Here is a 23962-nt window from a genome sequence, read left to right as displayed (position 1 = left end):
CTGAATCAACGTAGTATAGAGCTGTACTCAATAAGCGAACGATTGATAAAAAGGTTTTGGGGAGCGTGGTGACTTATTCATAAACCAGTAAATTTGTTGGTTACTTAGTAGCTCGCCAAGCGAGATAGTTAGAGTTCTATGACGCGACTTTTTTTGTTTCTGGCCCTGTTCTGCCCTGTTTTTTTTCTGTTTACCTATAACTCTGGCTATGGCTACGATGCGTATGAATATTTAGTTATTGCACGTACGCTCAATAAGGGATATGCGTTATACGACCTTATTCCGTCGAAATCATATCTGCTCTATTCAACGACCAATGTTTTGCTGAGTTTACTGGGCGGGTATAATCATAGTAGCGTTTCGGCACTGATTACGCTTCTGGCTACGGGTAGCGTACTGTCGGCCTGGCGGGCGGCACGGATATTTAGCGAACGGGCCGCGTTGATTACCATCGTGGTAACAGCGGCCTGCTGCTTTTTCATGGAAATGAATTTTCTGGAGCCAGAAAGTTGGATTGCGATCTGTGGCCTGAACGCCTTCGCTCTGGTTGTTGGCAACAAAGGTCGGTCGGATTGGCGCTGGCTGGGTGCGGGTGTTTTGTTGGGAGTAGCTATGTGTTTTAAAAGCGTCGCTGCTTTTTATATGGTGGGATTTGGGGCCTTTATTTTTGTTTTGTGGCTCACAGGCAGGCTCACGTTTTGGCCGATGGTAGGCCGGGGAATGCTGGTGTTACTGGGCTTTGCGCTGCCGTTATTACTGTCAGCCTTTTATTTCTATTCTACGAATCGGTTAGAGGCCCATCTTGAGTGGACTTATATTTATCCCTTCAGTGGATACCCCTCCCACACGATTTTTCTAACTAAATTTCTGGTTAAACTGAGTTGGTTGCTCTTATTGCTGGCGGTATCATTCGTGCTCCTGTTGAAGCAACCCTACCGAAGTATGTATCAGCAGACACCAGCTCTGTGGCTGGCGTTGCTGTTGGCAGGTTTTTCCTGTACTGCCATGCTGAAAACACAGGCCAGTCATTATTTCTTTCCGGCTGCGGTTTTCTTTGCGATACATCTCGGGTTTATTGCCGACCGATGGTTCAGTCAGTATGAGGCCCATCATCCCCATGTGCCGTACCGTTTATGGCTGACCGGGGGCGGCCTCGTAGGTGTATTGTTGCTGGTTAGTAGCTTACTCTATCGCCCCACTGCCCTCAAGCGATTCGTAAGTATTGCGGATTATACCGGCGAGGAACAGGCTGGGGAGTTTATTCGCGAGCAGGCCGGACCAATCGGAAAGGTGCTGCTATTTGATAACGCAATGAGTCTATATTACCTATCGGACCGTGAGCCGAACGTTCCTTTTATTAACACGGAAATGCAAACCACGCATTATGTTGATTCACACCCAGATGCCTACAGCCGTGCGCTGGCAGACACTAGCCTGAAGCTGGTTGTATTTGGGAATCAGTCGAGTATTATTGACGACAGCACTGCCCTCACTAAGCCGACCAATGCATATGCTATCCAGCAACTGCGGACCGGTCTACAAAAGAATTTCATACAGATCAAGAATCCCCGCTTTCCGTTGGTTTACTGGGTCCGTAAGTAACCTAAAATTTTGTTTACCCGTTTTCGCTTATATTTGTTATTATGTTACTATCTGTTCTTATCCCTGCCTACAACGAGATTAAATCTATTGATGTTCTACTTGAAAAAATCCAGGCTGTTCCACTAACGAAAGAAATTATTATTGTTGACGACGGCTCAACAGATGGCACCCGCGAACGACTTGCAACATTTCAGTCTATACCCAACGTTCGAGTTATTTTTCACGAGCAAAATCAGGGCAAAGGAGCCGCTATTCGTACGGCTATTCAGCACATGACGGGCGACATTGCTATTGTACAGGATGCCGATTTAGAATATGAACCCCAGGATTATCTGGCCCTCGTGAAACCGATTGCCGAGGGACAGGAAAAAGTAATTTATGGGTCTCGGTTTCTAAAACCTGAAAATCGCCATTCATACTATAGCTTTTATATTGGCGGTCAAGTTGTTACGTTGTTGACAAACATACTTTTTAACCAGCGTCTTACTGATGAGCCCACCTGTTATAAAGTATTTGAAGCCAACTTCTTACGATCTATTCCGCTGGAATGCACCCGCTTTGAGTTTTGCCCTGAAGTGACAGCTAAAGTAGCCAAGCGGGGCATTCGCATTAAAGAACTACCTATAAGTTACTATCCCCGCTCTATTGCCGAAGGCAAAAAGATTTCGTGGTTAGATGGCATCGAAGCTATTTGGGTGCTTCTCAAATATCGGCTTGTGCAGTAGCTACAAAGGTAGTTGCCGTGACGCATGGACCGGTAGTTGTTAGTAATACTTGGCCACTTTCGGCAACTTATTCAGCCCTTTCTTTAACGGCACTTATAAACGATTTAGGCACGGGTGCGTTAAAACGCATGGGATCACCCGTTATAGGATGCTCGAACGCCAATACCTCAGCGTGCAGACCCAGTCGTCCAATTGGGTCACTTGTGGCTCCGTACTTGGCATCGCCCACAACGGGATGGCCAATATCCTGCATGTGTACACGAATCTGATTTTTTCGGCCCGTTTCCAGTTCCAGCTCCAACAGAGTATAATCTGCGGTGGCCTTTAGAACACGGTAATTCGTGATTGACAATTGTCCGTTGTCAGGGTTTTGGCTCGAGTACACAATCAGGGCTTTGCTTTCGCGCAAGTAAGATGTAATGGTGCCTTGTTCGGCGTCTAATACACCTTCTACCAGGGCTACATATGTTCGCTCTTTGGTTGTGGCATTCCAGGATTCCTGCATTAGGCGTTGCACTTTTTCGCTCTTGGCAAACATCATCACTCCCGATGTCTCGCGATCGAGACGGTGAATGATGAACAGCCGGTTCTTGGCATTTTCTTTCTTGATATAATCGCTCAGAATGCTGTAAGCCGTGCGGTCCCGTTCCTTGTTGGTTGCCATAGAAAGCAGCCCGGCCTGCTTGTTAATAACAATGAGGTGCGAGTCTTCATACAAAATAGTCAAGCCTCGATATTGAGTTGTTTCGGGAGCACGGTTCCCGGCAACGGTAACGACTTGCCCCGGTCGTAGGGGGTGATTAAACTGCGTATAAACTTTTGCATCAACCAGAATTTGCTTGTTGCTAAGTAACGACTTTATGTTGTTCCGGTTTTTGTGCGGCAATTGGGCAACCAAAAATGTCATTAGTTCGGTAGGCTCCGAAACGGTCAGTTTGGTGTCGGTTCGTTGGCCGCGTTGTCGGCGGGGCTGGTCGGTGTTCTCCATAGGGCAAAGGTACATCTTCATTACGGATCTTACTTGTCTGCACCCCTTTCTTATCAATTCGTATCTACTAAACTCACTCCCACTACACCGCTTCCTGTCAACACCTCAGTTATTTCACAGCGAGAAAAGATGTCATTAAAGGTTTTAGTCGCATCTTCTATCGTTTTAGTAGTCTTGGTAACTGCTTATTTCCAACATGAACCAATATGTTTTAACGAAGAAAGTCACTATAAACCGACAGATTGTGTTAGTTTAATACAAATCTATAATCTTCTCAAATAGACAGATTTCGTAATTTGCGGGGCAACCTTCACCAGTTTATTCAGTCTTCCCCATTAGTATGCCCCAAATTCGCCATCTAGCTGCCCACATAGAAGCCCTGGCTCCCCTCGCGTATCAGGAATCTTACGACAACGTTGGCTTACTGGTGGGCGACCCAAAAACTGATATTATGGGTGTATTGGTTACGCTCGACGTTACCGAAGCGGTTGTTGACGAAGCCATTGCCAACGGGTGCAACGTAATTGTAGCGCACCACCCGATTGTATTCAAGGGCCTAAAAAAACTGACTGGTAAAACCTATGTGGAGCGTACAGTCATTAAGGCCATCAAAAATGATGTAGCGCTCTACGCGGCTCATACTAACCTAGATAATGTGGCAGGGGGCGTCAATTTTAAAATTGCGGAGAAATTAAATCTGCAAAATGTCAAAATATTAGCGCCTAAAGCGCAGGTGTTGACCAAGTTAGTGACATTTGTACCCATCGCCCATACACAATCTGTATTGGATGCGCTTTATGCAGCCGGGGCGGGACAAATTGGCGAGTACAAAAATTGCAGCTTTCGGGTTGAGGGCACCGGAACATTTCAGGCCGCCGAGAATGCTCAGCCAACCGTTGGTGAGGTAGGTCAGTACCACGAAGAAGCCGAAAATCGTATTGAGGTTATTTTTCCAACACATCAGCAGGGCCAACTACTGACAGCCCTTCGTCAGGCGCACCCGTATGAAGAAGTGGCCTATTACCTCACGCCTTTAGACAACCAGCATCAGGAGGTCGGTTCAGGAGCGGTAGGAGAGTTGCCGGAATCATTGACGGGCAAGGCGTGGTTGTCCTATTTGAAAGAACACATGAACCTGAAACTGATTCGGTATACGCCCCTCCCCGACCGACCTATCAAGCGTATAGCCGTGTGCGGGGGCGTAGGCAGTTTTCTATTGCCCGACGCCCTACGTGCCGGAGCCGACGTTTTTGTAACCGCCGATTACAAATATCATGAGTTTTTCGATGCCGAAGGTCGTATTAGTATCTGCGATATTGGACACTATGAAAGTGAAGTCTTTACGAAAGACTTGATTTTCGGGCATTTGGCAAAAAAATTCACTACTTTTGCGGTAATTTTATCAGTAACGGACACGAATCCTGTTCGATACTTCATATAGCACTAACTACATTCCGAATGGAACTGACGATTGCGCAAAAACTAGACGCTCTTCTGAAACTGCAATCCCTTGATTCTCAACTGGACGAACTCATTAAAATTCGCGGTGGCTTGCCCGAAGAAGTCCGTGACCTTGAAGACGATATAGCTGGCTTTGAAACCCGGATTGGCAAGTTTCAGGCCGAGATTAAGACGCTTGACGAAGAAATTGAACGCAATCGCGTGGCTAAGAAAGACGCTGAAAAGCTGATTATTAAATATAAAGATCAGCAAATGAACGTCCGTAATAACCGCGAGTTTGACGCCATTTCGAAAGAAATAGAGTTACAGTCACTTGAGATTGAGCTGGTCGAAAAGCGTGCCAATGAATCTCAATTTCGGGTTCGGGGCAAGGAAGAAGAAATTAAAACGACGCAGGCTGCCCTCAACGAACGTAAAGAAGATCTGAAAGCCAAAAAGCAGGAACTGGATCAGATTACGTCGGAAAGCCAGGAAGAAGAAAAGGAAATTATCAAGCAACGCGACCAACAGGCATTGACCATCATTGAGCCTCGTTTGTTGAACTCGTACAAAAAAATTCGTGCTAACGCCCTGAACGGTCTAGCCGTTGTAATGGTGAAACGCGGAGCCTGCGGAGGTTGCTTCAACGTAGTGCCACCCCAACGTCAGGCAGATATCAAAGACAAAAAGAAAATTATCGTCTGCGAACATTGCGGCCGGATTTTCGCCGATGTCGAAGGGGTTCCCGAACCAGCTTTAACGGGCCGTGGCCGGTAGTCACTACCAATCAGAACATAAAAAAAGGTCGTCTACTTGGCGACCTTTTTTTATGTCTATACGAACAGCTTGCCGTTACTTTGTCTCCCCTATTTAGCGTTAATTTACCCATGTATATATCCATCAGCCGCGTTATTGCAGTCACAGCTCTCTTGCTGTTATGTGGGCTGATTGTTCAGGCGCAGGACTTCGTCTGGACCCCGGACTTTCAACGTAGGTATGCTGACCTGCAAAAACTAACCAGTCAGCCTGCCCAACAATCATTGACGCACGAATCGACAAAAAACGGCGTCCGTATCTTCCTGGACGATTATGCTGACATGCTCATGCTTGTCACCTCCGACGATGACCGACTGTTTTCGGCTATGAGTGACCGGGAGGAAGACCGTCTCGACGCACTTAAAAAGCTGGATGTCAACTCACCCTGGCAACGTGTATTGCTGGCCGAAGTGCGACTTCACTGGGCGTTTGCCAAGTTAAAATTTGGTAAGGAAGTAAGTGCAAGTTGGGATGTGATCCGAGCGTATAAGTTATTAGCCGAGAATCAGAAACGGTTTCCTGATTTTCTGCCAACCTACAAATCGCTTGGAACATTACACATAATGATTGGCTCTGTGCCGGAGAATTACGTTTGGGTTGCTAACCTGCTGGGTCTGCATGGCAATGTTCGGCAAGGACAGCAGGAATTACAGCGCGCCCAGCAAGACCCAACCTTCGGACTCGAAGCCCGATTGATTGACTTAATGGTGCAGGCTTACGTCCTGAAATTCACCAATGCCGATGAGCAAGCCCTGCAACATCTAGTTGACGATCATCCCGATAACCTGCTGCTACACTTTTTTGGGGCCACCATCGAACAAAAAAACGGACATAGTGAACAGGCTCTTGCTTATCTAGCTGACCGGCCCAGCGGCAAAAACTATATGGCACTGCCAATCATCGAAAATATTTTAGGTGACATTTACCTGCAAAAAGGCGAGTATGCAACGTCAACGACTCATTTTCAGCAGTTTCTGAACACATACAAGGGACAAAATTTCTTAAAAGACTCTTATTACAAATTATTTCTCTGCCACTGGTTAGCCAATAACCAGACTGATGGTGGGGTAGCATCCAGGCTTTTTTTACAAAATGTTACGAAGGTTGGCCGAACGACGGTCGAGTCGGACAAGGCCGCGCAAAAGTTTGCCGAATCTTATTTACAAAAAGGCGTTTCACCCAATCAGAAAGTGCTAATGCGGGCACGTCTGGCCTCCGATGGGGGTTTCACGGATAGCGCGTTGGCCTATCTGCGCCCCTATAGCGAAGCTAAGTTCCCGGTAACAGCCGAAAAAGCAGAATATACGTATCGCATGGGACGCATTTTTCAACGCCGGAACGACCTCGATTCAGCCATCCCCTATTTAAGCCGCGCTTTGGCTCTCAGCGAACCGGACCAACTTTCATTCGGTGCAACGGCGGCTTTACAATTAGGTTATGTCTACCAACAAAAAAATGACCGTCCTCGTGCACGGTCATTTTTCCAGAAAGCCCTTAGTTTCAAACGACACGAATATAAAAACAGTGTCGATAACAAAGCGAAGGCCGCTTTGAGCGAATTATAATAACCACACGCATTGCTTTAAGTAATGCGTGTGGTTATTTGTTCGTTAATTAATTTACTATTCCAATGCGGCTACACCCGGCAAGGTTTTGCCTTCCATATATTCCAGCAAGGCACCGCCCCCGGTTGAGACGTAACTAACGCGGTCGCCGTAGCCAGCCTGATTAATGGCCGCAGCCGAGTCCCCACCACCGATGAGCGAGAAAGCACCGTTTTCTTCTGTTGCTTTTACTACCGCTTCAGCAATGGCGTTAGTACCATGAGCGAAATTTTCAAATTCAAATACGCCCATCGGACCATTCCAGAGGATAGTTCTCGACTTCGAGACGATATCTTTAAATAGCTCAATCGTCTTAGGTCCAATATCCAGTCCCTGCCAGCCATCAGGAATTTGGCCGGTTTCAATAACCTGACGATTCGCGTCATTCGAAAATCCGTCAGCACAGAGGTTATCAAGAGGCATGTAAATTTTTACGCCTTTAGCCTCTGCTTTTTTCAGTAATTCAAGAGCCAACTCCTGTTTGTCGGCTTCAAGCAGCGACTTCCCAATTTGTCCACCCAATGCTTTGGTAAACGTATAAGTCATGCCTCCACCAATAATAAGGTTGTCAACCTTGTCGAGCAGTTTCTCAATAATCAGGATTTTGTCAGAAATTTTAGCTCCACCCATAATGGCCGTAAAAGGCCGTTCGGCTTCCTCCAGAATCTTCTTGGCATTGACTAATTCAGCCAACATTACATATCCAGCGACCCGGTCCTGAAAAAACTGGCCCATTACAGCCGTTGATGCGTGGGCGCGGTGAGCAGTCCCGAAGGCGTCGTTAACCCAAACATCGCCAAGTTTTGATAATTTCTCAGCAAAGGCAACATCGCCTTTTTCTTCCTCTTTATAAAAACGCAGGTTTTCAAGTAGCAGAATTTCACCCGGTTTCAGGCTGGCAGCCAGATCGATAGCCGACTGACCAATAGAGTCATCAGCAAATTTCACCTCTCGGCCAAACGCTTTTTTCAAAGCGGGTAACAAGTGTTTGAGTGAGTATTTTTCTTCGGGACCGCCCTTAGGACGTCCCAGATGAGACATCAGAATGGCCGAACCACCGTCATTCACGATTTTCAGAACCGTCGGGATGGTTGCCTTGATACGGGTATCGTCAGTAATGTTGTACTCTTTGTCGAGCGGCACGTTGAAGTCTACCCGAACAAGGGCTTTCTTACCGGCAAAATTGTAGGAATCTACGGTTTTCATGCGACTGCGTATGGTCGTTAGTTTACAAAGCCAAACTTAGCAGTTTTTCGGCAGACACGAACGTGAAGTTTGTTGTTGATGCTACTGAACAGTAACTCGTAGTGCCGTAAAGCGAGCAATCTGGTCGAAGTCGATATCATTATGCAGCATTGGAATGTTATAGAATATGGCGTAATGGGCGATGAGATAGGGAAAACAGTCTATCCATACGGATATATCGACAATTATTGATCTCATTCATTGAGAGTTGTCTCTGTTCGAATTTGATTTAAGTCATCTTCCCAATCAACTCGACCAAATAGTGATACTAAATCCTTCCGACGCATCATGTTAATAATATTCCTGTAAAGCCAGTTCGACGACTGCTTTTTTGGTCTTTGCGTGACTAATTTCCATGGCGATCTGGAGAAGTTCATCACTTATATCAATATTCGTACGCATAGCTTTCGCCACTCTACACACAAGCATATTCGTTTTTATACACATTAATATTTTCCTTCACTACCGGCTCCACCAAAATCACCGTCACCAAACCGCAGGTTGTCCTTCGGAGCATGAGGTATTGTGCTGGTTGCCTGAACAGCGGCAATGCTGGCTATGTTTACAAACAGTTCATTCGGTGAATCGTCGTCTGGAGAATCCGTAAAATCATATTTAGGCCGCGACAAATACCGGATTCCAAGCACAGCTATCCCGATTAGAGTCAGGCCCGCACTGGTAAGCGCTACGTTAAGCGGCAATAGCGTAACGTATTCATGTATCGTTACAAAAGCGGCCATGATACCTAACGCGCCAAGAATAATCAACATTCGGTTTTTCTTGGCTAGACCCTGCCACAAATAAATAACCGGAATGGCAAATGTCAGTAGCCAAAACAGGCCCGATAATACAATTTTGGGCGATCCTTTAATGCCAATCGCCGAAGTTGATGTATGTGGTAACAATAACGCATTTAACTCGCGCACTACGTAATAATTACCACTTGCAGCCAGTACAATAAGCGATATCCATTGCACAAGATTCAGTGGATCGGTGTAGTACACTTGCCTAGTATTTCGATTAACAACCTGTTTAACAAGTATGTACATCACTAGCGAAACACCCATCATCACAAATGGCAAGGCATCTTTCCCCCAACTGACCTTCAACAAGGTATCGAAAATGAACGTATAAAAGGTGGCAAGGCAGAAGAACGCAATAAGTGTGTCGCCATAATACCAGAGTATCAGTAACAAAAGCGGTAACATAGCTAAACAATGTGTAGCGAGGGAAAGACCGTTCGGCAGAAACTGATTTAGGCCAAAGGCTAAAAAACCTGTCAGGGTAATAACAAACGCATTATCAATACCATTTCGGTATAAAAGTCGCTGCTTGATAAGTACCCGCCCAATTACCCCAACGCCAATACCAAACGCTACATTAAACAGACCATAGGTCGTCTGATTGTCTAGTTGGCTGGAGAAAACACTGGCTGGCAGCAGATAGCAAGCCAGAATAGCAACGGTCGTGAATAGAAACAACCCGATTTCAATAAAACTATTTGTCTGCCGAAATTCCACTGGGTACACCTTTCTGGCAGTGTCCATCTGCTTGTCGGATACGAGGCCCTGCCGATGCCAGCGCGCTGTTTGACCGAGAATTTCGCGGTTATAAATCCACTCTTCGTTATACGCTCTCATTCGTTCGGTTGCCTTTAGGTAATTGGCTCATCAGGTAATAAACCAACGCAATGCCCGTCACGATGAAGTACCAATAATAAATGTCGTTACCGGGACGTAAATAATGAAAAAACAGGTATGTAACGCCAATGTAGCCATAAACGGTGCTCATAAGCAGAAACAGAAATGAACCATCAGTACCACTGGTTAGCTGGCGCTGATGGTCTGCTGATCCAACGCTTCGGTGGTAGTAATCAAATACGAAACAAGCCGCTGCCAGCCCTAGTGCAAACCACAGGCGAAGCCCTTCGAAGTTGAATAAACCACCTAAAAGAGCCACCATCAGCAAGTTACCCGCAATAGTCAGATAGGTGTACGTGAAGTGAGGTTTTATACCTTGCCGCTTTAATCCCAGTGCCACACCAACAAGTAACAGGGCCAGCCCGATAGCCGAAAAAACGGTTTCCCGATCAAAAAAATTAGTTTTAAAATACAGTTCAAGGGGACGGACAGTGACGCCGACCCACGAGATCAGAGCCGTTAACGCCATACTCAAAACGCCCCGATGGTCGAATCGGTAGGCCAGCGGCAAAAATAGAGCAGCTGGCAGCAGCGTAACCAACCCATACCGCGAACCAAAAATGGTGTAGGCATACTGAGCATAGCCTTCCAGTGTCAGAAATAACAGACAAGCCAGGATAAGTGCATAATCACCAAACGTAGACCGGCTTTTTGTCTGTGCCGGTATCCATTCGGGTCGAAACCGCCACGCGAAATAAAAACATCCAACACACGCAACGGCAATTGCAGCCAACAATGCACCGTGACCAATTTGATCAAAATTATCGTAGACCAACAGCCCTAATCCCGAACTTACCAACAGAATGCCGATGTAGAGCATCGACCGTAATTCCCAGTGTACCGAAAAAGGCTTATTTTGCTCTATTTCAACGATTTTAGCTTGTTGTTCGGGCGGTAGAATCTCGTGTTTACTTAACTCATTCAGGACATCGGCTGGGGACATAAATGGTTGTTTTTTTTGTTCTTTATATAGCATGGTCGGACGACAGAAAATTATCCTTACACCCCGTTACTACCTCGACAATTTCCGCTATGTGCTGGACTTTGTCAAACGATTATACGGCAATCTGTTAAATGATGCCGAACGGGACTTTATTCACCGATTCGAGGGGTTGAGTCTCGATGCTCAGTGTTTGTATGTACGGTTTAGTAATCGCAAAGGACTCTTTTTCCGAATCAACAAACTACAGTACACCGAAATTATTGACTTACCGGCAGCGGTTGGCGAGTTAATTATAGCCGGATTTGTGGAACGGCTATCAGCTCACCACGAAATCATGGGTGAAGCGGCCCTGCGTGTTTTCACAAAACCCGAATTGCTTAATCTGCTCCCTTTGGAACCAGAAGAAATTCGGCCATTAGCCAAAGAGAAGAAGGAAGGCCTTGTCCGCTACGCGCTTCATGAGCTCAACTTTGCTGAAATCGTTACCAGTCTGACCACGCATGAGACAGTGGTAAAGATGAACTTCGAGGCCGAAGGCGTCATGGTTAAATACCTGTTTTTCGGTAACCGGGGCAGTAGCATGACTGAATTCGTCGTGCGCGACCTTGGCATGGTCAACTTCGAGCGGTATGACGAAAGCAAACTAACAGCTCGTTTTCGCACCCGCAAAGAGGTAGAAGATAAGCTACTGATTTCACTGACGAACGAGGAATTTTACGATCTTAAAGAAGACGAAACACCCGCCGATGATATTTACAACTGGTTTCTGAACTGGAATGAAACCCGTCCTGAACTAACCGAAATTGCCATTCCTGGCTATCAAAAACTGGTGTGCCGCGTGGGAGCTTTTCTAGAGCGGCAAAAACTACCTGACCAGGCATTGGCCGTTTATGAGCTCTCAGACCGGGTTCCGGCGCGGGAACGGCGCGTTCGTCTGCTATTCAGAAACGGTTCGGTGGACGAAGCCCTCGCCCTCTGTGACGAAATTTCGGTAAATCCGCTAAACGCCGAAGAGCGGTATTTTGCCAATGACTTTCGGGAGAAAATTTTAAGCGCGGGTGCGAAAAAACGTAGCCGCAAAGCCACCACGCGTTTTTTGTCTGATGCCGAAAGTATAAATATACCGGTAGCCTACCGTCACCACGTGGAAGCGGGTGTAATGAATTATTATTTGGAGCAGGATTACGACGCAGCCTTTACGGAAAATTATCCCTGGCGTGGCTTATTCGGTCTGGTTTTCTGGGACATTATTTATGATGCTAATGTATCGGCCATTCACCACCCGTTGCAACGTGCCCCATCAGATTTTTACCTGCCCGATTTTTATTTAAAACGCGAAGAACTATTAAAAAAGCGACTTGTCGAACTCAACACCAAAGACGACTGGCGACGGCACACGGGCCGGATGTTCAACGCCAAATACGGCATCACAAACGTGTTGGTCGACTGGTCGGACGAGTTATTGACGCTTGTTCAGCGTATGATTGAGTTACTGGACGTTGACCAATTACGCCTGATTTTACTCGAAATGGCACACAACGTCCGCGAACACACGCGCGGCTTCCCGGACTTACTTATCTGGAATGAGCAGGGGCACTATGAGTTTGTGGAGGTAAAATCGCCAACCGACCATCTTGGTCCCCAGCAGTTGCACTGGTTAGAATTTTTCCAGACGATAGGCGTTCATGGCAAAGTTATGCGGGTGATCTGGGAAGTATAAACGATCAAGGCTTTCCTAAAAAACGATTACTATGATGTCGGCGGGACCGACCGCGCGGTACTAATAATCGACACTACAGCGATCGTTTTTACAGGAAAGACCTGACCTGAATCTGAAAGAGTGAAGTGAAATCATAAAATCGACCCGATTATTTTTTCTCTCTTGTAATAATCCAGTCCGAGATTAGTACTAATTGAGTAAATAAGTGGGGGCATGACTAAAAGCGAACAAAATAATATTTTTGAAAAGTGGCTAAGCCAGCACAAGGCCCTACTCTTTAAAGTAGTTCGGGCGTATGCAGTGACAGTTATGGATCAGGATGATCTTTTCCAGGAGATCATAATTCAAGTATGGCATTCCATTCCAACCTTCAGGCAACAGTCGTCCAATACCACATGGATGTATCGCATAGCGCTGAACACGGCTATTAAATGGGTTGGCAAAGAGCGAAAACATACTGAATCTCAGGAAACACTCGATAACGTACAAGCTATTTTACAGGAAACATTAATTCAGGTTGATGAACGCTTAACCTGGCTCTACGAGGAAATCCACAAATTTGACGGAATCGACCGCTCCATTACTTTATTGCTTCTAGATGGGTTCAGCTATAAAGAGATGGCTACTATACTGGGTATATCTGAATCAAATGTTGGCGTAAAAATCAGTCGAATCAAAAAACAGCTTATCACTAAATCTAAACAACAGGACTACCATGGAATTCGATGAACTGCAAAAAATATGGAATTCCCAGACGAATGAGCCACTCTGGGTTATCAATGAAAACGCATTGCACAATCGCATTCTAGCAAAAAAAGAGCAGGCTCGCCATATCGCTAATTTCAGTGAGTTGCTCTTAATTTTTGTGAATGCTGGTACTGGAATTTTTGTACTTGGACTCAATTTTTTCAAGCGCCCCGAGAGCCTGGTTATGTATCTGATGGCTGCATGGATGTTTGCGACTGCCTTGTATGTTTTGGCAAGTCGAATTCGCAGGCTAAAAAGTGAAAATAAGTTCGATCGGTCTATGCTTGGCGAACTGAATCATGCGCTCGAGATGGCAACCTATCAGGTCCGCCTTTCAGGATTAATGCGCTGGAATATAGTGCCAATTGGAACCCTTAGTCTACTGGGTATTTGGGAGAGTGGAAAATCGATTGGGATAGCAGTGGGTATCCTGGCATTTGCTGCACTATCTTATTTTGCCGGAGGATGGGAACATCGAGTTTATGTAGCAAAAAAACGAGAGCTGGCAACGCTTCAAAAAAAACTGCTGCACGAAGAGATTAGTAGCGATCAATCGTCCCGTTAGTGAATCAAAACAAGGCTACCTCTCCAGGTTTACTCTAACCTGGAGAGGTAGCCTTGAGTAGTTGGCAGAACCTAAAATTCCCAAATTTTACAAAGCCCAAACTGTTACCCAGAAAGTACAAATCAAATTCGGCCTACGCGCAGAAATATTGGGAAGTGCACCTCTCGTTCACTGTCGCCCCAGAACGGCTTTAGTTCTTCCCGCAGCCCAATGACCGGATCTTCTTCATTTTCGTGAATATATTGCCTCACTGCCGACCAGGTTCGCAGGTAGTTCAAAAATTGCTCCAGCGACCAGGTTCGCCGGGCGGTGAATGATGCCCGTTGCGCGTCGGCAAATGGAAATGGTATCGTGGCATAGGCATTGTCGATATACGTCCGTTGCGGATCCCAGTATGGCCCAACACGGTTACGATAAAAATCAAGCATAATCGAGTCAAGTTCAGGACCCGGTTTTGACGGCCCAAGCTGCACCAGACTATAGCCCCACTCAGCAATGACCGCACCGGGTTTTGCTACTCGCCGAACTTCCTGATGAAAAGCGTTTACGTCGAACCAATGCAATGCCTGCGCCACCGTAATCAAATCGAAAGTATTGTCGGCAAACGGTGTTCGTTCAGCCAAACTGACCTGATAATGAATAGCTGGTTTTTTAACGGCGAGAATAAGTTGCGTCTCACTAAGGTCCGTCGCATCAACTCGGTCGAAAAACTCGGCCAACGCACCTGCTACCTGTCCGTTTCCGGTGGCGCAATCCCATGCCGTTTGTCGGTTAACACCAAGTGATAGTATGAAGTCGTATAATTCAGAAGGGTAGTCGATTCGGTGTTGGGCATACAGATCGGCATGTCCTGAAAAGCGGTCGAGTGGTTGCATATTTTTTTATTTTTGACAATTTTAAACGTTTTTCGAGAACAACTGTCCAACGTTTAGTTTAATAGGAAAAACAGAAGTCAAAATTGGGTTATCGTAATAAACCCTCTACTTTTGCGTGGTTGACTTGTTGCCCTTTATCAATCTGTTCGTTCATTTACCGTTTACCCGATTCTCATGAAAAAAATAGTTGGCATTTTCTTCGCTTCGGCTGCGCTGGCTGTAGCCTCATTCGACGCTAACGCACAGGCACCAACGTCCGACATTCCGGCAGATATGAATGCTCTGATGAGTAAATACACCTGTATCGCCTGTCACCGTCCCAATCAACGATTAGTGGGTCCGGCTTATTCCGATGTAGCCAAAAAGAAATATTCTACCGAGGAAATCGTCAACCTGATTTATAACCCAATTCCAGCTCACTGGCCGGGCTACCCGCCAATGGCGCCAATGAAACAGGTGCCAAAGGAAGACGCGGTAAAACTGGCTGTCTGGATTAATTCTCTAGATAGCACTCCAGCCCCAGGTAAGAAAGCGGGAAGTAGCAAAGGAAAAGGAAAGAGCAAGAGTAAAAGCAGTAAGGCTTAAATCAAAAAAAGCACTGGACCATAATCCAGTGCTTTTTTAATGTGACTGTCTATACTAGTCAAATAAGCATCAGTGCCTTGTCTCCACACTAAGCTCCTGCTGATGTACTTTAATATAGTCAGCCTTCACAATGGTAGCGGTTTTGTGGTCGCCGGTATGGCTCCAGCCGGGAGGCATTAATATATAAAGGATTTTACTTTTAAGTCCAGGAGCATGGTACACATCTTTCCCTAACGAGACAATTTCCCCAAAGTAAGCATCCAGGAAATCGCCTTTTTTCATGGGTCTACTAATGCCATATTCAATTTCTACATTTCTCTTTTCATCCTGTAGTGTGCCAAATACTTTATCCCAGATATTGAGCAGATTACAAAAATTCGTATCCATATATAACGGATTGCGTGCGTGGTGTACGCGATGATGCGATGGCGTAAGGATAATTTTATTCATGAACCCCAGGCGACCATCTTTTAACAAATTTTCTCCCACGTGGATAAAAGCTCCCCAAGTTCCGTCAATGAACATGATCAGGAAAAGCAACGGAGGATTCACGCCAAGCAGTATACAGATAGTAGTACGGATTATATCGGCATAAGGAGCTTCCAGAAAAAAGTGCGCGTACGTTACTGACAGGTTCATGTACTCTGGCGCATGGTGAGTGGAATGAAGACACCAGAAAAGCCTGACTTTATGCCCAAAATAGTGATAGACAAAATGGCTTAGTTCCCAAACTACATAGCCATAGACAAACCAGTACCAGGTAAATGTGGTCTTGAAAAGTGCATAAGGCTCAAAAAAACCGATGCAGAACGCGACCATGGCAATGGAGAGAAAACTGGAAACAAAACGGTTCAGGATGTACGTAAACAGGGAGATTTTGTACTGCGGGAAAGAGTATCGGCGGTAAAACAATCCCCGGATAACCTCAATAATAAGTAATAGCGGAATTAGGGGTCCCAAAAAAGCCTGAATTCCTTTTTGAGTCAGCAGTGCTTCGTAATTCTGCGTTTTAACGATTTCTAAAAGTTGCTTGTACCCAAAAAAACCGGTGAACTCTTTGTAAAGTGTTTCAAAAATTTCCATGATGTACGGTGGGCTTGGTTTTATGCTATTGCTGTCTATATTTACTCAATCAGCCTGATAAACAGTATCTATGTAATATAAACATGTTTTGTGTAATATTATACCGTTAGTCGGCGATAAAAGGCGTTCGTGAGTGAAAACTGAGTATTTGTCGATAAGCTTGACTCTGAATAGATTATCCAGCAAAAAAGACAATATTTTTGTACGAAAAAGTAAGGAACGATTATGGGAACGCAAAAAAATCAGGCTGAACTATGGGGGGCATCTGCTCAGGATTGGGCTGACTTTCAGGAATCAACCTTACAACCTGTGTTCGAACAAATCATTAGTGATTTCAAACAAACATCAGGCCGCGTTTTGCTCGATATTGGTTGTGGGTCAGGCCTGTTTTGTCGGTTGGCTTCCCAACAGGGATTTGACGTTTCGGGACTTGATGCAACACCACAGTTGATTGAGATTGCCCATAGCAAAACTCCTCTCGGCCATTTTCAGACGGGCGATATGGAAGAATTACCCTATCCTGACCAGACTTTTGACCTAGTGACCGGCACCAACTCATTTCAGTATGCTGCCAGTCCGGTCCAGGCGTTGAAAGAAGCGTATCGGGTTCTAAAACCAGACGGCAAAGTAGTGGTAGCCATCTGGGGAAAAGCCCAGGAATGTCAGGCGGCTGTTTACTTAAAAGCCTTGGGTTCTCTGATGCCGCCCCCACCCCCAGGAACACCCGGTCCATTTGCGTTATCGGAAGATGGCGCGTTAGAAGACTTGGTCACTCAGGCAGGATTCAAGGTGGGCCAGAAAACAAGTGTATCAAGCCCATTCGTGTATTCTGATTTATCGTCGGCGTTGAAGGGTCTATTGTCGGCGGGACCGGCTCGAAAGGCCATCCTTAATTCATCGCTGGAGCAAGCTACTGAGGCTGTAACAACGGCTATAGCTCCATTCAGGACCAATTTGGGGGGCTATAAACTAGAGAACGAGTTTTATTATCTAGTCTGCGAAAAATGAGAACGGAACAACACTCTGTTCGCCATTTTCTGCTGTGAAAACAAGTCTGCCTAAAGATGGGAACCCGTTGCCGAATCCCCACTCAGATAAAATTTACTCTACATTAATGATCAAACTACGCTGGCGTACAGCTTCATACAACACTACGCCCGTAGCCACCGATACATTCAGCGAGCCAACTGCGCCGAGCAGCGGAATTTTAACGTGTGTATCGACCATACGGAGCAGTTCGGGCGAGATGCCGTCTTCTTCCGATCCGACAATGATAGCCATCGGGCCAGTCAGATCAGTCGTACGCTCATAGAGGTCACGGCTCGATTTTTCGGTACAGGCAACAACCGTGATACCCGACGCCTGCAAATATTTTACAGTTTCGGTCAAGTCAGGTTCCCGGCAAACCGAAATATGATTCAGGGCACCCGACGAAGTTTTCATGGCGTCGGAGTTGATAGCAGCCGCACCCCGACCCGGAATAACGATACATTGCACCCCCGTACACTCAGCCGTTCGGGCAATAGCACCGAAGTTACGTACGTCTGTAATGCGGTCCAGAAGAAGGAAAAAAGGCGTTTCACCCCGCTCAAACACATCGGCGATCACGTTAGAAAGCTTAACGTATTGTACCTGAGCGATCAGGCAGACAACCCCCTGATGATTTTTTCGGGTGAACCGATCAAGCCGTTCGACGGGTACACGCTGAATCGTGACTCGTTTCTGAAAGGCCAGCGTCTGGATATCAGGGTTACTCAACTCCTTCTCCATGTACAGTTTATCAATCTGCTGGTCGGACTTAAGCGTCTCGATAACGGACTGAATACCAAACACCATCTCGTCTGGTTCGGGGCGAAATTGGGGGCGGGACGTTGAACTTTTATTGGTATTCGGGCGATTTACTCGCGGATTGCGCCGGTTCTCCATGCTTCGACAATCGGGTACCAAATCGGCTGATACTCAATATAGCGTACCAGTTCGTAATGATCCTCGACAAATTGATTCGGTTTTTTGGTAAACGTAAAATTAACCTCCGAGACATTGGCCCGGCGATTATAAACCCACACTTCGCGTTCCCGGTTCCGTTGTACACGGTCGGGGGCACCCAGTACGATGTAAATCATGCCCTTATCGGTTTTCCAACCCTCTTTATAGCTCGTAAATAAGCGGTTGGCTTCTTCAACACGGTCGAAATAAGCTTTCAACGTTTTTCGCGCTACTTCCTCGTTACCAGACATCAGACTCAGCCAATAGCGGTCAAATGCCTTCTTGGTATCCTTCGCCTGATTCATCTCCCCGATTTCGGTACTGGTACTCATGTACAATACGGGCTTGATAAGTTTCTCAGGACGAGTTAATTTCGGAAACCGTTTATCAGTCACCACCAGGCCAATACCAGATGCATCAGTCGTATCTTCTACAAAGTAATATAGGCCCTCATGAGAAATGACAAATGGCTGATTCGTAGTTATGCTTAGGGTAGAATCCTGGGCTAACGATTTGGACGCCGGACGGGGCGCGGTATTCATCGGTGACGAAGCTGCTTCGAAATCGTGGCGGTAGCGAACCCCAAAAAGTTGCTTGCTTGTCCCATTCACATCCCGTATGACGACCGTATCGCCCACGTTCACGTAATTGCGTAGTTGCGGTTGCTTTCCGTTTTTATCGAACAGCGTAAATCGGTCACTCAATTTTGCGGCTTTAAAGCGTAGTGTCAGGTCATTACGTGCTTTCGTGCCTGAGTTAACTTCAGTTATTTCGGTCAGAAGAACAGCCGTAGAGCCATCTTTTTTATCCGTCGACGGGGGACGTTTTACATCAAATGTCAGTGTTAAGTGGTCGCCCTGAACACGTACGTTCTGGGCATTGAGCGGCACCGTTCCGTAACCCAACCGTTCGCGGTTGTTGTAGTCAGGATACATGACATAGGCAATCAGAAAATGCTCCGTAAAATCAGTTGGATTAAGCACCGTCTCACCCGTAGGCGACTTAGCCGTTAGGTCCATATACACTCGGACGCTGGATGTATCGGTTGCCAAAAATTTCCCTTTAATGGATGTTACCATCCACTCACCAGCCGTTTTGGTCGATACTGAGGGGGTAGTTCCTAAAGCAGGCCCATCAGCCATAACTTTAACCGGAGCGGGCGTCTGAGCTGTGGCTGGACGTGAATCACTCCGACGCTCACTACGCCCGGCGTCGTCACGTTGCGCATCAGCAGGACGCACAGTCGGGCGGCTAACCTGATTTCGCTGCGCTTCTGTGCGGGCATCATAGGCCTCATTAGCGCGGGCCTGTTGCGTTTTTTTAGCGGTCGAACAGGCCGTGACGAAACAAATAAGGAGTAAAGCAGATAGGGTACGCATAAATGATGAGGCAATATAAAAGCTATAAGCCGGGACGCATGGGGCTTTCTATGCGCTTGCCTTATAGGTCTGGTTGGAAATGTGTATTTATAACGAAAAAAACATCTCTTTTCGGTTACCGGAGCCGTTCATTTTTCTTTACTTATGCAAAAGAGTAATTTTGTGCATTGAATTACAAACGTATGTATAAGACCACTGAAATTACCTCCGCCGAAATCGCATCGGATAACCCTGTTCACCAACGACTGCTGTTCCCGTATGTCGAAGCTGCTGCTATAGTAAGTGGACAGGTACTTGAGATTGGATGCGGCTGGGGACGGGGGCTGGAACTGCTGACCAAAGCAGCCAATCACTATACGGGTATCGACAAGAATGAGGAGCTAATTACAGGACTTGGCGCTGAGTATCCAACCTCGACATTCATTGCCGCTAATATCCCACCACTTAGTGGTTTAGCGGATAATTCTTTCGATTATATCGTGACGTTTCAGGTGATTGAACACATCGAAAACGACGATTTATTTATCAAGGAAGCTCACCGTGTGTTAAAGCCGGGTGGTAAACTATTGCTGACAACCGTTAATAAAACATTCTCGCTTACGCGCAATCCGTGGCACGTTCGGGAGTACTACGCCGATGGGCTAAAGTCGCTGATGGCCAGGTATTTCCCAGCCGTTGAAACGCGCGGTATTCATGGAAACAACAAGGTGATGACGTATTACGAGCAGAATAAAGAATCGGTCAAGAAACTGACCCGCTTCGATATTTTTAATCTGCAATACCGACTTCCCCGCCGATTGCTCCAGGTTCCCTATGATCTGATGAACCGCCTGAACCGCAACCGGCTCCTGCAAGCTGACGGTCTTGCCGCCGAAATTAATTATACAGATTATCTTGTCAGCAAAGACCCCGCCGGAAGTTTGGATTTCTTTTATATCGCTACGAAGTAATTGCTTGTCTATCAGTCAATCCTGCTTTTGCATTCGAGCCATTATAGACTAGAAAGTGTGCTATGTGGCTACCAGACCAATATCAACGGAATGCTGTCTGGCATCGGCACTGTGGGCGAAATAACAGCTAGCTACGCCGATTGCTTCTATTTTTGCCATCAGACTTTCTGTCCGAGCTTTATGTTCAGCATGCACTTGCCGGATATAAACACACCGAATTTGGTTTGGAAACCGCTGAACAATAGACTCATAAATTATGGGGTCTTGCTGTGAATCGTCGCCCAACAAAATAAACTGCTGGTTCGGATACATGTTAATAATCTGAACGATCCGATCAACTTTAGTAAGGTGTTTACCCTTGCCCGTTTTCAGCAATTGAGATAATCGTTTAAGGGGACTAAGGCGATAAATGCCGTCGGGCAAGCCGTTTTTTCGAGAGAATTCCAGAATATAGTCGTACAAATTCCATTCACTACTCGACACATAGAAGAACGGGTTGGAGGCACTAATGCCGCTATCAGCTTCGGCAAGTAGTTGATAATGGGCTACTACACCATCAAACGGCCTTCGGCTATGGGCGTTTTCGGTCAACAGCACCAACAATCGTTTTGCAATGGTGGCCGAATGCGAAACCAGGAACGTATCGTCAATATCCGAAAGGCAAATAAAACGAGTCGGATGTGGTATTAATACCTGTCCCTCGCCCTCGGCGAGTACTGTTTCAGGCGTCATTGTTTGAGATACGAGTTGCGCCTGCACCGGATGCCAGCCGGGCGACAAAGGCTGAGTTAAGGGCAAATCGAGTTGAAAATATCCATCAACATCAGTCTGAACCTGAACGAGTTGTTTCCCAAAACGAACCCGAACCATAGCGTGTGGATAGGGCTGAACCAAAAATAACCGCAACACAGCCAGGAGGTTAACTAAATTAATATCGCGGTATTTCTTCCGGGGCAAAGCGCTCTGCCGAAATACATGGCCATAAATTGTTAGTCGTTTATCATTGCCAAAACCGCGATAAACTTTCACCATGGGCTGGTCAGTCAGCCGCAGCAATGTTAAGAAATAGCGTTTTATCTTACCCTTCAGGCTTATTTTTTGTTTATTAATGAGCGGGCGTTGCACAGTTTCCATAACGTTACGTCAATACTTGCCTTTTATAACTTATAATCTGCTCAGAAGTTGATCTTTTTATTTGCAATTAACCCGGTTTCGGGTGGAAGCGACAAAGCTGTTTGGGAAGAAGGTATCCATAATTACTTCGCCAATTTACCTCATACTGTTCATCAGTTCTACTTCGATGGTAAAACCGACGATGAAACGCTCCGCCAGCAAATTGCTCAACACAAACCCGACCGTGTAGTGGCCGTTGGGGGCGACGGCACTATTAAGATTGTGGCGACGGCACTCCTCAATACCGGCATTCCATTGGGGGTATTGCCTGCCGGTTCGGCTAACGGAATGGCCCGCGAATTGGGAATCCCACCCGATGTTGACGGCAGTTTAGCTCTGCTGGTTAATGGTGTTCCCAAAGCAACCGACATCCTATCAGTTAATGATGGCGACGTTTGCCTGCACCTGAGTGATATTGGCCTGAACGCGCAATTGGTCAAACATTATGAGCAGAATAATCTACGGGGCAAATTTGGCTACCTCCGGGGTGTAATTAATGTACTTCAAAAAAGGCGGTTATTGCGCGTGTCAATCACGGTTGGCGACGAATGTGTACAGCGGGCCGCCTTTATGATTGTACTAGCTAACGCCCGAATGTATGGAACTGGGGCAGTTATTAATCCCGATGGCGACCCCTGCGACGGGCATTTTGAAGTTGTTATCTTCCGCCGATTATCATTTTGGGAAATTCTGAAACTCTTCTGGCTATATAAACCATTCGACCCAAAGAAAATCGAGATTTTTCCGGCAACATCGGTTACCATTGAAACGCACCGGCGAGCCTATTTCCAGGTAGATGGCGAATACCGGGGGCGTATTACAACCTTAAAAGCTGTTATTAAGCCGGGCGCTTTACTCATGCTGGTTCCGGCTGCTTAGTTGGGTTGCGTCAGGGAATAGTGGATGAGCGTTGTCAGGCTTTAAACGCCATTACCTGACCAATAATTACCCGATCTGGTTCGCTGTACAGATTAAATCGATTATCGCGCACAAAACCCGCTAACGTCATCTGGGCTTCTTTTGCCATCTGAACAGCAAGGCTCGATGGTGCGCCTACAGCCGCCAGCATTGGAACGCCCGCCCGCCAGCTTTTTTGAACAAGTTCAACACCAATCCGACCACTCAGAAAGACTCCGAACTGGCTCAGTGGTAACCAGTTTTGCCAGAAAGCAGCCCCGATGAGTTTATCCAGGGCATTATGTCGGCCAATGTCTTCCCGAACCAGTAACAGTTTCCCATCGACGTCGAACAAAGCAGCTGCGTGGATACCTCCCGTGTAAGCAAATGCCCGTTGGGTTTGCCGAACCCGCTCTGGCAGGGCATGCAATACGGCTGGTTCTATAGAGAAGTCGGCTGAGAGTGGGCCGGGGGTAAGCGCCATAACAGCATCTATTGTTGTTTTGCCGCATAGTCCACAGCTTGATGATGTAAATGTATTTCGTTCCAACCGCGACCAATCCATCACTACATCAGGGTGCAGTTCTACGCGCAGTACATTACCTTCTTTTTGTGAATCCTGTACACAATGGCGACACGAAATAATATCGGTTGGCTTTTGCACGATGCTTTCACTAAATAAAAAACCGATTGCCAGTTCTTCATCATGGCCGGGCGTCCGCATGGTAACCGATACTGACCGCTGCTGCCGGTCTGTTATAGGACCAAAACCCAATCGAATTTCTAGCGGCTCTTCAACGGCTAGCAAATCAGGTACCTCCGTGAGGGTTTCACCAGAAATTTTATGAACGGTAACAGGGGCGACAAGTGGCATGGGCAATCAACTGGCTATTTAGTCAAACCAATAACTACTTGTGCCCTTAAATGATTAACAAATGT

Annotated in this window: 24 protein-coding genes; 12 read left to right on the top strand and 12 right to left on the bottom strand. The window is 46.4% G+C overall.

Features of this window, described 5'->3' with window-relative positions; all coding sequences use genetic code 11:
* Window positions 1–138 precede the first annotated feature (138 nt).
* On the top strand, window positions 139–1602 hold the full coding sequence (locus ACFS25_RS06385; protein WP_381497728.1) for a hypothetical protein: 1464 nt from the start codon (window positions 139–141) through the stop codon (window positions 1600–1602).
* A gap of 41 nt (window positions 1603–1643) precedes the next feature.
* The gene (locus tag ACFS25_RS06380) at window positions 1644–2327 is read left to right on the top strand and encodes a glycosyltransferase family 2 protein (RefSeq protein WP_381497726.1); all 684 of its coding nucleotides are present in this window, start codon (window positions 1644–1646) and stop codon (window positions 2325–2327) included.
* A 67-nt stretch (window positions 2328–2394) separates the two neighbouring features.
* On the opposite strand, the gene ACFS25_RS06375 is transcribed toward ACFS25_RS06380, so the two are convergent.
* A complete protein-coding gene (locus ACFS25_RS06375; protein ID WP_381497723.1) occupies window positions 2395–3315 on the bottom strand; it encodes an RluA family pseudouridine synthase in 921 nt (306 codons plus the stop codon).
* A 340-nt stretch (window positions 3316–3655) separates the two neighbouring features.
* Here ACFS25_RS06375 and ACFS25_RS06370 point away from each other — a divergent pair, with 340 nt between their 5' ends.
* From ACFS25_RS06370 to ACFS25_RS06360, 3 genes are all read left to right on the top strand, one after another.
* A complete protein-coding gene (locus tag ACFS25_RS06370) occupies window positions 3656–4756 on the top strand; it encodes a Nif3-like dinuclear metal center hexameric protein (RefSeq protein WP_381497721.1) in 1101 nt (366 codons plus the stop codon).
* A gap of 17 nt (window positions 4757–4773) precedes the next feature.
* Window positions 4774–5532 carry a zinc ribbon domain-containing protein gene (locus tag ACFS25_RS06365; RefSeq protein ID WP_381497719.1) on the top strand — a complete coding sequence of 253 codons (759 nt, stop codon included), beginning with the start codon at window positions 4774–4776 and terminating at the stop codon, window positions 5530–5532.
* Window positions 5533–5642: 110 nt separating this feature from the next.
* Window positions 5643–7136: a tetratricopeptide repeat protein gene (locus tag ACFS25_RS06360; RefSeq protein ID WP_381497717.1), complete on the top strand. Its 1494-nt coding sequence runs from the start codon at window positions 5643–5645 to the stop codon at window positions 7134–7136.
* A 57-nt stretch (window positions 7137–7193) separates the two neighbouring features.
* On the opposite strand, the gene ACFS25_RS06355 is transcribed toward ACFS25_RS06360, so the two are convergent.
* From ACFS25_RS06355 to ACFS25_RS06335, 5 genes are all read right to left on the bottom strand, one after another.
* A complete protein-coding gene (locus ACFS25_RS06355) occupies window positions 7194–8381 on the bottom strand; it encodes a phosphoglycerate kinase (protein ID WP_381497715.1) in 1188 nt (395 codons plus the stop codon).
* A gap of 81 nt (window positions 8382–8462) precedes the next feature.
* A complete protein-coding gene (locus ACFS25_RS06350) occupies window positions 8463–8618 on the bottom strand; it encodes a PIN domain-containing protein (RefSeq protein WP_381497713.1) in 156 nt (51 codons plus the stop codon).
* 93 nt (window positions 8619–8711) lie between these two features.
* Window positions 8712–8822 carry a type II toxin-antitoxin system VapB family antitoxin gene (locus tag ACFS25_RS06345; RefSeq protein ID WP_381497711.1) on the bottom strand — a complete coding sequence of 37 codons (111 nt, stop codon included), beginning with the start codon at window positions 8820–8822 and terminating at the stop codon, window positions 8712–8714.
* 44 nt (window positions 8823–8866) lie between these two features.
* Window positions 8867–10060, bottom strand: a complete 1194-nt coding sequence (locus ACFS25_RS06340) for a DUF1129 domain-containing protein (RefSeq protein WP_381497709.1) — start codon at window positions 10058–10060, stop codon at window positions 8867–8869.
* Window positions 10047–11063: a DUF2157 domain-containing protein gene (locus ACFS25_RS06335; protein ID WP_381497707.1), complete on the bottom strand. Its 1017-nt coding sequence runs from the start codon at window positions 11061–11063 to the stop codon at window positions 10047–10049. Before ACFS25_RS06335 ends, ACFS25_RS06340 begins: the two co-directional genes overlap by 14 nt.
* Window positions 11064–11094: 31 nt before the next feature.
* Here ACFS25_RS06335 and ACFS25_RS06330 point away from each other — a divergent pair, with 31 nt between their 5' ends.
* The 3 genes from ACFS25_RS06330 (at window position 11095) to ACFS25_RS06320 (ending at window position 14095) form a co-directional block, all read left to right on the top strand.
* Entirely contained in the window at window positions 11095–12783 is a 1689-nt protein-coding gene (locus ACFS25_RS06330) for a VRR-NUC domain-containing protein (protein WP_381497704.1), read from the top strand.
* 213 nt (window positions 12784–12996) lie between these two features.
* Window positions 12997–13512 (top strand): RNA polymerase sigma factor, encoded by a 516-nt coding sequence (locus ACFS25_RS06325; RefSeq protein ID WP_381497702.1) that lies wholly within the window; start codon window positions 12997–12999, stop codon window positions 13510–13512.
* Window positions 13499–14095: a hypothetical protein gene (locus ACFS25_RS06320; protein WP_381497699.1), complete on the top strand. Its 597-nt coding sequence runs from the start codon at window positions 13499–13501 to the stop codon at window positions 14093–14095. The genes ACFS25_RS06325 and ACFS25_RS06320 overlap by 14 nt, the downstream gene beginning before the upstream one ends.
* 122 nt (window positions 14096–14217) lie before the next feature.
* Here ACFS25_RS06320 and ACFS25_RS06315 read toward each other — a convergent pair whose 3' ends face one another.
* Window positions 14218–14970 (bottom strand): class I SAM-dependent methyltransferase, encoded by a 753-nt coding sequence (locus ACFS25_RS06315; RefSeq protein ID WP_381497698.1) that lies wholly within the window; start codon window positions 14968–14970, stop codon window positions 14218–14220.
* A gap of 174 nt (window positions 14971–15144) precedes the next feature.
* Between ACFS25_RS06315 and ACFS25_RS06310 the strand changes: the two genes are divergently transcribed.
* On the top strand, window positions 15145–15555 hold the full coding sequence (locus tag ACFS25_RS06310) for a c-type cytochrome (protein WP_381497696.1): 411 nt from the start codon (window positions 15145–15147) through the stop codon (window positions 15553–15555).
* Between the two features lie 69 nt (window positions 15556–15624).
* Here the strand turns inward: ACFS25_RS06310 and ACFS25_RS06305 are convergent, their stop codons facing one another.
* The gene (locus ACFS25_RS06305; RefSeq protein ID WP_381497694.1) at window positions 15625–16638 is read right to left on the bottom strand and encodes a sterol desaturase family protein; all 1014 of its coding nucleotides are present in this window, start codon (window positions 16636–16638) and stop codon (window positions 15625–15627) included.
* Between the two features lie 225 nt (window positions 16639–16863).
* Here ACFS25_RS06305 and ACFS25_RS06300 point away from each other — a divergent pair, with 225 nt between their 5' ends.
* Window positions 16864–17646, top strand: a complete 783-nt coding sequence (locus tag ACFS25_RS06300) for a class I SAM-dependent methyltransferase (protein ID WP_381497691.1) — start codon at window positions 16864–16866, stop codon at window positions 17644–17646.
* A gap of 93 nt (window positions 17647–17739) precedes the next feature.
* Here the strand turns inward: ACFS25_RS06300 and rlmB are convergent, their stop codons facing one another.
* Together rlmB and ACFS25_RS06290 are read right to left on the bottom strand one after the other, a co-directional pair.
* Window positions 17740–18564 carry a 23S rRNA (guanosine(2251)-2'-O)-methyltransferase RlmB gene (rlmB, locus tag ACFS25_RS06295; RefSeq protein WP_381497689.1) on the bottom strand — a complete coding sequence of 275 codons (825 nt, stop codon included), beginning with the start codon at window positions 18562–18564 and terminating at the stop codon, window positions 17740–17742.
* Complete coding sequence (locus ACFS25_RS06290; protein ID WP_381497687.1) at window positions 18537–20003, bottom strand: GWxTD domain-containing protein; 1467 nt, start codon at window positions 20001–20003, stop codon at window positions 18537–18539. The genes rlmB and ACFS25_RS06290 overlap by 28 nt, the downstream gene beginning before the upstream one ends.
* Before the next feature lie 182 nt (window positions 20004–20185).
* Between ACFS25_RS06290 and ACFS25_RS06285 the strand changes: the two genes are divergently transcribed.
* On the top strand, window positions 20186–20953 hold the full coding sequence (locus ACFS25_RS06285) for a class I SAM-dependent methyltransferase (RefSeq protein ID WP_381497685.1): 768 nt from the start codon (window positions 20186–20188) through the stop codon (window positions 20951–20953).
* A gap of 60 nt (window positions 20954–21013) precedes the next feature.
* Here ACFS25_RS06285 and ACFS25_RS06280 read toward each other — a convergent pair whose 3' ends face one another.
* Window positions 21014–22087, bottom strand: a complete 1074-nt coding sequence (locus ACFS25_RS06280) for an App1 family protein (protein WP_381497683.1) — start codon at window positions 22085–22087, stop codon at window positions 21014–21016.
* A gap of 48 nt (window positions 22088–22135) precedes the next feature.
* Between ACFS25_RS06280 and ACFS25_RS06275 the strand changes: the two genes are divergently transcribed.
* Window positions 22136–23005 (top strand): diacylglycerol/lipid kinase family protein, encoded by an 870-nt coding sequence (locus ACFS25_RS06275; RefSeq protein WP_381497681.1) that lies wholly within the window; start codon window positions 22136–22138, stop codon window positions 23003–23005.
* 34 nt (window positions 23006–23039) lie between these two features.
* On the opposite strand, the gene fdhD is transcribed toward ACFS25_RS06275, so the two are convergent.
* Window positions 23040–23897 carry a formate dehydrogenase accessory sulfurtransferase FdhD gene (gene fdhD / locus ACFS25_RS06270; RefSeq protein WP_381497679.1) on the bottom strand — a complete coding sequence of 286 codons (858 nt, stop codon included), beginning with the start codon at window positions 23895–23897 and terminating at the stop codon, window positions 23040–23042.
* Between the last annotated feature and the right edge of the window lie 65 nt (window positions 23898–23962).

It is taken from the genome of Spirosoma flavum (assembly GCF_042686045.1).
GTDB classification, from domain to species: domain Bacteria; phylum Bacteroidota; class Bacteroidia; order Cytophagales; family Spirosomataceae; genus Spirosoma; species Spirosoma flavum.
Note: the sequence above shows the minus strand (reverse complement) of the source record. Positions and strands in the feature narration are given on the sequence as shown.